Source organism: Conchiformibius steedae (genome assembly GCF_014054725.1).
Classification (GTDB): domain Bacteria; phylum Pseudomonadota; class Gammaproteobacteria; order Burkholderiales; family Neisseriaceae; genus Conchiformibius; species Conchiformibius steedae.
Window position 1 is genome coordinate 2,089,456 of record NZ_CP059563.1, and the last position, 10,005, is coordinate 2,099,460.

At 51.9% G+C, this 10,005-nt stretch carries 14 protein-coding genes; 4 read left to right on the forward strand and 10 right to left on the reverse strand.

The window, feature by feature from the left end; genetic code table 11:
- Positions 1-77: 77 nt before the first annotated feature.
- Both H3L98_RS10725 and H3L98_RS10730 read right to left on the reverse strand, forming a co-directional pair.
- Positions 78-1,349 (reverse strand): glutamate-5-semialdehyde dehydrogenase, encoded by a 1,272-nt coding sequence (locus tag H3L98_RS10725; RefSeq protein WP_034333918.1) that lies wholly within the window; start codon positions 1,347-1,349, stop codon positions 78-80.
- 22 nt (positions 1,350-1,371) lie between these two features.
- A complete protein-coding gene (locus H3L98_RS10730) occupies positions 1,372-2,019 on the reverse strand; it encodes a fumarylacetoacetate hydrolase family protein (RefSeq protein WP_034333887.1) in 648 nt (215 codons plus the stop codon).
- 86 nt (positions 2,020-2,105) lie between these two features.
- On the opposite strand from H3L98_RS10730, the gene pgeF reads away from it, so the two are divergent.
- A complete protein-coding gene (gene pgeF / locus H3L98_RS10735) occupies positions 2,106-2,882 on the forward strand; it encodes a peptidoglycan editing factor PgeF (RefSeq protein ID WP_034333920.1) in 777 nt (258 codons plus the stop codon).
- A gap of 7 nt (positions 2,883-2,889) precedes the next feature.
- Complete coding sequence (lpxK, locus tag H3L98_RS10740; protein ID WP_051532154.1) at positions 2,890-3,942, forward strand: tetraacyldisaccharide 4'-kinase; 1,053 nt, start codon at positions 2,890-2,892, stop codon at positions 3,940-3,942.
- 164 nt (positions 3,943-4,106) lie between these two features.
- On the opposite strand, the gene H3L98_RS10745 is transcribed toward lpxK, so the two are convergent.
- Together H3L98_RS10745 and H3L98_RS10750 are read right to left on the reverse strand one after the other, a co-directional pair.
- On the reverse strand, positions 4,107-4,355 hold the full coding sequence (locus tag H3L98_RS10745; RefSeq protein WP_027022669.1) for a hypothetical protein: 249 nt from the start codon (positions 4,353-4,355) through the stop codon (positions 4,107-4,109).
- 4 nt (positions 4,356-4,359) lie between these two features.
- Positions 4,360-4,812 carry a hypothetical protein gene (locus H3L98_RS10750; protein ID WP_027022670.1) on the reverse strand — a complete coding sequence of 151 codons (453 nt, stop codon included), beginning with the start codon at positions 4,810-4,812 and terminating at the stop codon, positions 4,360-4,362.
- 176 nt (positions 4,813-4,988) lie between these two features.
- Here H3L98_RS10750 and H3L98_RS10755 point away from each other — a divergent pair, with 176 nt between their 5' ends.
- Positions 4,989-5,171, forward strand: a complete 183-nt coding sequence (locus H3L98_RS10755) for a Trm112 family protein (RefSeq protein WP_027022671.1) — start codon at positions 4,989-4,991, stop codon at positions 5,169-5,171.
- Positions 5,168-5,899 (forward strand): 3-deoxy-manno-octulosonate cytidylyltransferase, encoded by a 732-nt coding sequence (gene kdsB / locus H3L98_RS10760; RefSeq protein WP_027022672.1) that lies wholly within the window; start codon positions 5,168-5,170, stop codon positions 5,897-5,899. The genes H3L98_RS10755 and kdsB overlap by 4 nt, the downstream gene beginning before the upstream one ends.
- Before the next feature lie 33 nt (positions 5,900-5,932).
- Here kdsB and hpaC read toward each other — a convergent pair whose 3' ends face one another.
- From hpaC to rpmH, 6 genes are all read right to left on the reverse strand, one after another.
- On the reverse strand, positions 5,933-6,433 hold the full coding sequence (gene hpaC, locus H3L98_RS10765) for a 4-hydroxyphenylacetate 3-monooxygenase, reductase component (RefSeq protein ID WP_027022673.1): 501 nt from the start codon (positions 6,431-6,433) through the stop codon (positions 5,933-5,935).
- Between the two features lie 104 nt (positions 6,434-6,537).
- On the reverse strand, positions 6,538-8,214 hold the full coding sequence (yidC, locus tag H3L98_RS10770) for a membrane protein insertase YidC (protein WP_027022674.1): 1,677 nt from the start codon (positions 8,212-8,214) through the stop codon (positions 6,538-6,540).
- Positions 8,215-8,229: 15 nt separating this feature from the next.
- Entirely contained in the window at positions 8,230-8,442 is a 213-nt protein-coding gene (yidD, locus tag H3L98_RS10775) for a membrane protein insertion efficiency factor YidD (protein ID WP_027022675.1), read from the reverse strand.
- Between the two features lie 18 nt (positions 8,443-8,460).
- Complete coding sequence (locus tag H3L98_RS10780; protein ID WP_051532155.1) at positions 8,461-9,312, reverse strand: YwqG family protein; 852 nt, start codon at positions 9,310-9,312, stop codon at positions 8,461-8,463.
- Positions 9,309-9,665: a ribonuclease P protein component gene (gene rnpA / locus H3L98_RS10785; protein WP_027022677.1), complete on the reverse strand. Its 357-nt coding sequence runs from the start codon at positions 9,663-9,665 to the stop codon at positions 9,309-9,311. The genes H3L98_RS10780 and rnpA overlap by 4 nt, the downstream gene beginning before the upstream one ends.
- Positions 9,666-9,800 (reverse strand): 50S ribosomal protein L34, encoded by a 135-nt coding sequence (rpmH, locus tag H3L98_RS10790; protein WP_002214728.1) that lies wholly within the window; start codon positions 9,798-9,800, stop codon positions 9,666-9,668. It lies immediately after the preceding gene.
- Positions 9,801-10,005: the final 205 nt, after the last annotated feature.

Here is a 10,005-nt window from a genome sequence, read left to right on the forward strand (position 1 = left end):
GCGGATAAAAGAAAACCGCGCATTGTAGCAGTTTTCGCCTGCTTGTCGCGCGGTTTGCATAGAGCATGTCTTTAGGTTTAACGGATTTGCCCGTCGCCCAATACCACCCATTTTTCGGAAGTCAGCCCATGCAAGCCAACAGGTCCACGCACATGGATTTTATCGGTAGAAATGCCGATTTCCGCACCCAAGCCGTATTCAAAACCATCGGCAAAACGAGTAGAAGCATTGACCATTACGCTGGCACTGTCCACCGCGCGTAAAAAACGGCGGGCAAGGCTGTAGTTTTCGGTGACGATGCTGTCGGTATGATGGCTGCCGTGGCGGTTGATGTGCGCCACCGCTTCATCAAACGAATCCACAATTTTGACAGACAAAATCGGGGCTAGGTATTCGGTGTCCCAATCGCTTTCTGTAGCCGTATTCATATTGGGAACAACAGCGCAGGCATCGGCACAGCCGCGCAATTCCACGCCTTTATCGTGGTATTGCTGCGCCAGCACGGGCAACAGTTCGGCGGCACGGCTGCGGTGAATCAGCAGCGTTTCCATGGTGTTACATGTGCCATAGCGGGAAGTTTTGGCATTAAAAGCAATGGCAACAGCTTTGTCGGCATCGGCGTATTCGTCAATATACACATGGCAGATGCCGTCCAAATGCTTAATCACGGGGACACGCGCTTCTGCCGCCACCCGCGCCACCAAATTTTTTCCACCACGCGGGATAATCACGTCAATCAAACCTTCGGCTGCCAACATTGCGCCCACGCTGTCGCGGCTGGTATTGGCAATCAAATGAACGGCTTGTTCGGGCAATTGCGCTTCGCGCAGGGCTGCGCCTATGTGTTGCGCCAAGGCGCGGTTGCTGTGAAAGGCTTCGCTGCCGCCGCGCAAAATACAGGCATTGCCCGATTTCAGGCACAACGCCGCCGCATCAACGGTAACATTCGGGCGCGATTCGTAAATCATGCCAATCACGCCCAAAGGCACACGCATTTTGCCGATTTGCAAACCATTGGGGCGAATGATAAAACCGTCCATCTCGCCAACGGGGTCGGGCAAGGCAGCGATTTGGCGCAGGCTTTCGCCAATCGCATCTATGCCCTTGTTATCCAAACGCAAACGGTCGGTCAAAGCTGCATCCAAACCTTTGGCACGCGCCGCCGCCAAATCTTCGCCGTTGACAGCGATAATCTCGGCACGATGTGCGTCAATGCGTTCTGCCAACACCAGCAAGGCGCGATTTTTCTGTTCGCTGGAGGCTTGCGCCAATTGGAAAAAAGCCTGTTTCGCCGCTTGGGCAGCCGCACGGACGCTGTTTACAATTTCTTGATTTAAAGACGTATTCATGAAAATACTTTCCAATGCTTTTTCAGACAAACTCAAAACGCGCCTGCACCAAACCACCTAAATCCAGTTCTGCCACATCGCCGCTTTTTAACGCGCCAACGCCCACAGGTGTACCCGTAAACACCACATCGCCACGGTGTAAACCATAGTTTTGCGCCAATTCGCACAACAAGCGCACGGGCGAAAACACCATATCGCCCGCATAACCGCGCTGTTTTTCTTCGCCGTTCAAACGCATGGAAAAATACAGGTCGTCCACATTTCCCGCACGTTGCGCCGACACAAACGGCGACACACACGCTGCGCCTTTAAACCCTTTGGCTTTTAACCACGGCGTACCCGCTTGTTTGGCTTGGCTTTGTATGTCCCGCGCCGTTAAATCCAAACCCACGCCATATCCTGCCACCACATTTAGGGCATTTTCGGGCGACAATTCGTCAGCATCTTCGCCAATCAGCAGCAGCAATTCGGTTTCATAATGCACGTCTTGGCTGTAGGCGGGCAAGCGTACTGTATCGTTGTGAAACGCCAAGCTGCTGTTGGGCTTTAAAAAGACCATTGGCTCGGCGGGAACGGCGTTGCCCAATTCGGCGGCGTGTTCGGCATAATTGCGCCCGATACAAAACAAAGTGTTGGCGCGTACCGCCTGTTCTTCCAAAAGCAAATACATACTTTTCCTTTCTTTTTCTATACAATAAACCCCGTATTGCCCCAATTTACCCGCGCCATTGGCGAATGTCAAACACAGGACACACCATGCTTGATAAAAACCTAACCCACGCTTTAAACCTGCCCGCAGGCAACGATGTTTTTTTACGCGCCGACTGGCAAGCACCCGCACGGGTACGCACCTTGATTAGCACCCGCGCAGGGGGCGTGAGTCAGGGCGCGTATGCGGGATTAAATATCGCCACCCATGTCGGCGACCAAGCCGAACACGTTACCCGCAACCGCGCCATCGTACAGGCGCAAATCCCCGTTCCCCTTGCCTATTTAAACCAAGTGCATGGCAATGCGGTGGTTGCCGCTGCCGACAGCTTAAACGAACCTTTATCCGCCGATGCTTCGGTAAACCACGACGGCACAGCGGCTTGTGCGGTGATGACGGCGGATTGCCTGCCTGTTTTGTTTTGCGACCGTGCAGGGACGGTGGTGGCAGCGGCGCATGCGGGTTGGCGCGGCTTGGCAGGTGGGGTATTGCAAAACACCCTTACTGCCATGAACGTGCCTGCTGTAGAAATTATGGCATGGTTGGGTCCTGCCATCGGCGCGGAAGCCTTTGAAGTGGGTCAAGATGTATATGATGCCTTTTGCACGGACGACATCAAAGCCCAAAGCGCGTTTCAGCCCATTGCGCAAGGCAAATATTTGGCGGATATTTACGCCCTCGCACGGCTGGTGCTGCAACGTGAAGGCGTTACTCAAATCAGTGGCGGACAGCATTGCACCGTTTTAGAACGTGAGCGTTTTTATTCCTACCGCCGCGACCGTCAAACAGGACGGATGGTCAGCGCGATATGGTTGGAAAACTGATTAAAAAATGAAAACCGAACACCCACTCGCCCTCCACTGGCAACAGCCCCAGCCCCTACTCAGTCTGATGCTCTACCCTGTGGCGCGTTTATTTGGCGCAATCGCATGGCTGCGGCGCACGCTGTACCGTAAGGCTTGGCTAAAAAGTGAACGTTTGCCCGTGCCTGTGGTGGTGGTGGGCAATCTGCACGCAGGCGGAACAGGCAAAACGCCGATTACTGCTGCGCTTGCCCTTATCCTGCAACAACGCGGCATCATGATTGGCATTGTCAGCCGTGGTTACGGGCGCAGCAGGCGCGACACCCATGTACTTACCCCCGATAGCACCGCCGCCGATGCGGGCGATGAACCGCTGCTGCTCTACCGTCAAACCCGTGCACCTGTTGCCGTGGCTGCCCGCCGTGCCGATGCGGCACGCGCCCTACTCGCCCAACACCCCAATATTCAAATCATCATCAGTGATGATGGCTTACAGCATTACGCCCTGCATCGCGATGTGGAAATAGTCGTGTTTCCCGCTGCCGATGCCCACCGCCGTCCCGATTTACTGCCCAATGGTGCATTGCGCGAACCGCTTTCCCGTTTGCACAGTGTGGATGCGGTAATCTTTTCTCAAGCCGAATCCGATCACACCGCCGCTGCCTTCCCCCTGCCCGCCGCCGTGTTTCATAGCCGGCTGCGCCCCGCTGCGCCCTACCGTTTCCGCCACCCCGCCGACACCGCGCAAGCCCACACCTTACCGTCCAACGCCAGCTGCGCCGCTGCCTGCGCCATTGCCCGCCCCGAACGGTTTTTCCACACCCTGCAACAAATGGGCTTTCCGATTCGTCAAACCCATATTCAAGCCGACCACAGCGCACTCAATCCCGCCATCCTGCCCCAAGCCGATTATGTTTTTATTACCGAAAAAGATGCCGTCAAACTACCCGCCAACAGCCCCGACAATATTTGGGTACTGCCCGTCCGTGCCGAGATTAGCCCCGATTTAGCAGATTTTGTTTTAAATAAACTGTCTATCTGCGGCAATGCCATTCATATCGTTCACCACACAGATACCTAATCTTAAAAGGAAAATGGGGGTCAGGCAAAAACCTGACCCCTATCCTCTAGTTGATAAAAATAAAAATGAGATAAGGCAACAATGCCCGCTGTGTACGCACAATACATCAGAGCGTGCAACACAGTATCCTTGCCATTTTCATCAACGATGATTGCTCAAAAAACTTATTTTCCGCAATAATAAGCCTTGCGCTGATGAAAACCGCGCCCTTGCAAACACGCCGCCACTTTGCGTTGATAGTCCAAACCCGTATAACGGCTGTTGTGGCTGTGACATTGCGCCACTTGTTGCTGATAGCTTTGACAAGACGGTTTACCGCTTACCTGTGGCGCAGGGTTGCTGTCGCCACCTGTTACGCCACAACCCGCCAATAATCCCGCCACTGCCAACATCGCCATTTTTTTAACAAACATCTGATTACTCCTGTGGTTTTAATTTACGCAACACATTTTCTAACTCGGGCTGCTGCCCTGCCAGAATAGTCAAAATTTTGCCCTGCCCTTCATCCACTGCCAAACAGCGTACCGTTTCTTCATATTTGGCAATCGGGTCATCCAAATCAATATCAGAACGGTTGATTTTGTCCTGACACACTTCATAAGCTTGGTCTAATTGGCGGATTTGGGCTTCATCTACATTTTGTGTCAGCAATTGTTTAGCAAGTGTTTGAGAGTCGCCCGATTGCCCATTGATGCTTTGCACAGCGGGGCTGCTGTTCAACAACTCGCTTAATTTTTCTTTGCCTACACCCGTTAAAATATTGGTGGTGCTGGCAATCACAATGCCGACAATGGCTGTTAGCACGGCACTGCCCGCCGCCCACACTTTGGCTTTGATGCTTTTTTTCGCTGCGTGTTCGGTTTCGTCCATATTTTCCCCCGCATTGCCTGATAGCGCGGGCGCATACAGGCATGAATCTGTTAAAAACTCAGTATTTTAAATTTTATCATTTGCCTTGTCCACCATTGCGGCAGCTGCCCGAAAACGGCAAATATGGGATAATCGCCACCGTATCTGTTTATTTGGCAACATAAGAAAGGTTTACCATGACACCCGATTTTTTACACCTGCTGGTCTGCCCCGTTAGCAAACAAGCGCTTGAATACCACGCCGACCGTCAGGAATTGTGGAGCAAAAGCGCGCGCCTTGCCTTTCCCATTCGCGATGGCATTCCCGTGATGCTGGTGGGCGAAGCGCGGGAATTATCGGATTTGGAAGTGAAATCATGACCGTGTTTAAGGTGCTGATTCCTGCGCGTTTGGATTCATCACGTCTGCCCGAAAAAGCCCTTGCCGATATTGGCGGTGTGCCGATGGTGGTGCGCGTGGCACAGCAGGCACAACAAAGCGCAGCCGCGCAAGTGTGGGTGGCAACCGACCACCCGCGTATTCAAGCGGCTTGCGCGGCGCACGGTATTGATTGCGTTTTAACCGCTGCCAACCACGACAGCGGCACAGCACGTTTAGCAGAAGCTGTTACCCTGCTGGGCTGGGCAGACGATGAAATTGTGGTGAATGTACAAGGCGATGAACCACTGATTCCGCCCGCACTGATTCAACAAGTTGCCGACACCCTCGCCCACAGCACAGCACCAATGGCAACGGCTGCCTGTCCCATTCACGATGCCGAAGAATTTGCCAACCCCAATGCGGTAAAAGTGGTTAGCAACGCACACGGGCAGGCGTTATATTTCAGCCGTGCGCCGATTCCCTATCCGCGTGACCACGCCACTGCCGCGCCTTTGCGCCATATCGGGATTTACGCCTACCGCGCCGCTTTTTTGCGCGAATACGTTTCCCTACCCGAGTCTCCGCTGGAACATATTGAAAAATTGGAACAATTACGGGTTTTGTGGCACGGACGCGCCATCGCCCTTACCCAAGTAGAACACGCCCCACCCGCAGGCGTAGATACTGCCGAAGATTTGGCACGCGTACGCGCCGTTTTTCAACCATAATGGAATAATACGCGCCCAATTGGGCGCGTGTTTTTAACTTAAAGATTTAAATTCGCGGGAAAAATACAGCAACGCCGCATCGCCTGCGCTACCGTGTACGCGGATTTCGTCTATTTCCGCAAAAAACACCCCGTGCGTACCGATTTCCTGCTGCGCGGTAATGCGCCCGTGCAAATGCGCCAACGCCCCATCTACCTGCAATTGTCCGCTGTGTCCGCGCTGCCAAATATGCTGCTCAAAACGCTCTTCAGGTGTCAGCGCGGTTAAACCCGCAAAATGTTCCGCCACATCGCGCTGCGCCGCCGACAACACATTCACACACAACAAACCGTTTTCCCGCAAAATCGGATAAATGCGCGTGCTGCGGTTTACACATAGCATCAGCGTGGGCGGACTGTCGGTAACCGCAGCCAGCGCGGTCATGGTAATGCCGTAACGCCCCGCCGCACCGTCTGTGGTAATCACATGTACACCAGCCGCACAAAATGCCATGGCATTGCGGAATTGTTGTTGCACGGGGGAAAGGGCATTCATAATGGCGCACCTGTGTGTCAAAAAAGCTGCCTGAACACAGGTTTCAGACAGCCCAAACAGTCTCGGAAAACACCCGTTCCCACCTTGGCGGGAACGGGCAGCGTTTATTTTTTCTTGGATTGAGTATTTTTGGCAGGTTCTTTGTCCAACACCACGCCATTGGCGGTTTCCAACTCAAATTTACGGTTGATATACCACTGCTGGGCGATGGTCAGCAAATTGTTCACCACATAATACAACACCAAACCAGATGGGAAGAAGAAGAACATTACCCCGAAAATCAGGGGCATAATCTTCATCATTTGCGCCTGCATCGGGTCGGACGGTGGCGGGTTCAGCGTGGTTTGGAACCACATGGTCGCCATCATCAGCGCAGGCAGAATATACCACGAATCAGGACGGCTCAAATCATGCACCCACAGCATCCACGGTGCTTGACGCAATTCCACACTCAAGAAAATCATCCAATACAATCCAATAAAAATCGGCATTTGCAACAGCATGGGCAAACAACCGCCCAAAGGATTGATTTTTTCATCGCGGTACAGCTGCATCATTGCCTGCTGCATCGCCATGCGGTCTTCGGGATTGGGGTATTTTTTGCGTAAAGCTTCCATTTTCGGCGCAACGGTACGCATTTTCGCCATAGACTTATACGCTTTGTCGTTCAGCGGGAACAACACGATTTTTACCAAAATCGTCAGCAGCACAATCGCCCAACCCCAGTTGCCCACCAAACCGTAAAAGAATTTCAAAATCGCAAACAGCGGTGAAGCAAAAATATACACACGCCCATAGTCTTTTGCCAAAACCAAATGTTCGGCAGCCTGTTCCAGCAAAGACGTAACCTGTGGACCTGCATACAAACGCGCCACAAAACTTTTGCTTGCACCCGCGCCCACATCGGCAGCGGCAACATTCACGCCCGCGCTGTACAGATTATCGGCACGGCGTTTTACGTCCATCTGACAACCCGCCGCGCACAGGTTTTCGCCATTATTCGGCTGCATCAGCCATGCCGACACAAAATAATGCTGAATCATGCCGATATAGCCGCCGTTGGTTTTGCGCTGGTATTCGGCAGTGTCTTTGCCCGTTTGGAAATCATCGTCCAAATCATCAAACGCCACTTTCTGAAACTCGCCTTCGGGCGTGTACAGCGCAGGACCCGTGTAGCTGTGCATAAACCAGCCCTGCCCTTCAGGCGGACGGTTGTCGCGCACCATACGGTAAGACGGCGTGAGTTTCACCGCTTCGCCGCTGCCGTTGCGCACATCAAAGCGCACATCCACCAAATAGCTGTTTTTATGGAATGTATAAACCTTGTTAATGCTCAAACCTTTGGTTTCGGGCGCAGTTAAACGCACTTCCAAAGTTTCGCCGTTCAAAGTGTATTGTTTTTGCGCCGCACGGAACGACACATCTTTCAACACATTATTGCCATTGGCATCCAAAAGCTCGGATTGCGCCACATAAGTATTGTCTTTTACCGAATCCAGCAGCACAAAAGGCTTGCTTTCATCGGTCGCCGCGTTGTATTTCAATAAAGTCAAACGGTGCAAATCGCCGCTTTTTTCGTCAATTACCGCTTCTACGGTATCGGTTTTTACCGTAATGGGCGACGTGGTGGTCAAAGCCTGCTGTTCTGCCGCTTTTGCCTGTACCTGTTGCGCCGCAGGCGCAGCCTGCTGCTGCGGCTTAGGCGTGGGAAACATCGCTTCCCAGCCGATTAAAATCAGCATGGAAAGCGACATCACAATCATCATTCGTTTAAAATCCATTATTTTTTCCTACATTTAGGGAACAGGGTCGCAGCCGCTGCCACCCCAAGGATGGCAACGGGCAATGCGTTTGGCGGCGAGAACCGCGCCTTTTACCGCGCCGTGTTTGCGTACCGCTTCTAAAGCATATTGCGAACAAGTCGGCACAAAACGGCAGCGCGGCGGCAACATCGGGCTGACAGCCGTTTGATAAAAACGAATCAGCGCAATCAACACCATTTTCAACATGGCAGGGGCAACAGGCAATCAGCAACAATCCCAAGTATAAAGCACTTTGGAAAAGTCTAAATTTTTCAAATCATCGGGGTGGATAAAGAAATTGGCAACGCCAGCATCGCCCCACATCATTTCCTTACCCTCTTCACAATCTGTATCTATTTGAAATAATAAAATATAATCTTGAATTTTTTCATTACGTTGGCGTGGGTCGTCTTGCGTAAAATGCGGGTATCCGCCCAAACGGTGTCCCTCCCCACCCATATTATCAAAATAATATTCGATTACGTTATCAATTTCTTCCTCTTCTTCATCGCTTAAGTTCTCCCATTCTGGCGAATGGTATTCGGGAAAACCCAATAATTGATGGAAACGAAAATCAGCAGCCGTAATTACTTGTTCGCCCAACTGAAACGCCATGCTGTATTGCCCGACAAACGGCAAACCATATTCATGATTTTCTACCGCATAAGGCGAAAAATCCGTTACCAAATCATCAATATTTTCTGACACATCAGCGCAATATACCACGCGAAAACCTGTTTGCTCACGTCGGTTATCCCAATTCATACCATAAGAGACATCCGTACCATCAATAAAAAACTGCAATATCCCTTTTTCAGGAAAATCAGGCAGTTTCGGTACTTCGGCAAAATTGATTTGTGCCAATAAGGTCAGCGCGTGTCCGTTGGGATGGCACGGGTAATCTGCGCCTTTAGGCAAATAGGGGTCGCCGCCTACCTTGCTTTGCCACAGGGTTAAGCCTTTATCTTGGCGAGTTAATGCAATGGAAACAGCAGGTTTCGCGCTTGCCAAAATGGTTTCTTTATACGGCTCAAGCAAATCATCGTCTAAAGCTTCCAATACTTCGGGATCAATCATGATTTATTTTCCTTACTGCCATCAGGCAGCATCAGTTCGCCCAATTGGGTATGCACTTGCGCAGCGTGTTCGCGCCTGAAAGCCACGCACACGCGCACAATAAAATCCTGCGATGGCAGCGCGTGTTTGTGCAGGCGAAACCACTCGCGCACGCTGCGTTTCATGTAGTTGCGGCGGTTAGCGCGTTTGGCGGTTTTTTTCGCCACCACCAAGCCTAAACGCGGATGCCCCAAGCCGTTGTCGGCACGGTAAACTTGCACAAAATGCCGCGAACGGCGGCGGCGCAATGCAAAAACGGAAGAAAAATCTTCCGTTTTTAACAGGCGGTACGCCTTGCCGAAGCGGCCGTCCAATTACACCGCCAAGCGTTTGCGACCTTTGGCACGGCGCGCAGCCAATACGGCGCGACCGCCACGGGTTTTGGAACGTACCAAAAAGCCGTGGGTGCGTTTGCGTTTGGTAACAGAAGGTTGGTAAGTGCGTTTCATGGTGTCAATCCTAAAAATAATATGTTAAAACAAAACGGCGCATTAAACCCGATTTTGCTGCGGTTTGTCAATGGCAAAACGGTTTTGTTTTGCGGTGGCAAAATCGGATTTTACTGATTTTAAAAGCATGGCTGCCGCAGTCCGAGCCTGTGAATCAGTCGGCGCAAAACTTATCCACAGGCTGTGCGTAAGCGCAATGGCTGTG

What these genes read in the sequence shown, in the direction of transcription:
- H3L98_RS10725 (WP_034333918.1), bottom strand. Translation starts at nt 1,349, where the DNA reads ATGAATACGTCTTTAAATCAAGAAATTGTAAACAGCGTCCGTGCGGCT.
- H3L98_RS10730 (WP_034333887.1), bottom strand. Translation starts at nt 2,019, where the DNA reads ATGTATTTGCTTTTGGAAGAACAGGCGGTACGCGCCAACACTTTGTTT.
- pgeF (WP_034333920.1), top strand. Translation starts at nt 2,106, where the DNA reads ATGCTTGATAAAAACCTAACCCACGCTTTAAACCTGCCCGCAGGCAAC.
- lpxK (WP_051532154.1), top strand. Translation starts at nt 2,890, where the DNA reads ATGAAAACCGAACACCCACTCGCCCTCCACTGGCAACAGCCCCAGCCC.
- H3L98_RS10745 (WP_027022669.1), bottom strand. Translation starts at nt 4,355, where the DNA reads ATGTTTGTTAAAAAAATGGCGATGTTGGCAGTGGCGGGATTATTGGCG.
- H3L98_RS10750 (WP_027022670.1), bottom strand. Translation starts at nt 4,812, where the DNA reads ATGGACGAAACCGAACACGCAGCGAAAAAAAGCATCAAAGCCAAAGTG.
- H3L98_RS10755 (WP_027022671.1), top strand. Translation starts at nt 4,989, where the DNA reads ATGACACCCGATTTTTTACACCTGCTGGTCTGCCCCGTTAGCAAACAA.
- kdsB (WP_027022672.1), top strand. Translation starts at nt 5,168, where the DNA reads ATGACCGTGTTTAAGGTGCTGATTCCTGCGCGTTTGGATTCATCACGT.
- hpaC (WP_027022673.1), bottom strand. Translation starts at nt 6,433, where the DNA reads ATGAATGCCCTTTCCCCCGTGCAACAACAATTCCGCAATGCCATGGCA.
- yidC (WP_027022674.1), bottom strand. Translation starts at nt 8,214, where the DNA reads ATGGATTTTAAACGAATGATGATTGTGATGTCGCTTTCCATGCTGATT.
- yidD (WP_027022675.1), bottom strand. Translation starts at nt 8,442, where the DNA reads ATGTTGAAAATGGTGTTGATTGCGCTGATTCGTTTTTATCAAACGGCT.
- H3L98_RS10780 (WP_051532155.1), bottom strand. Translation starts at nt 9,312, where the DNA reads ATGATTGATCCCGAAGTATTGGAAGCTTTAGACGATGATTTGCTTGAG.
- rpmH (WP_002214728.1), bottom strand. Translation starts at nt 9,800, where the DNA reads ATGAAACGCACTTACCAACCTTCTGTTACCAAACGCAAACGCACCCAC.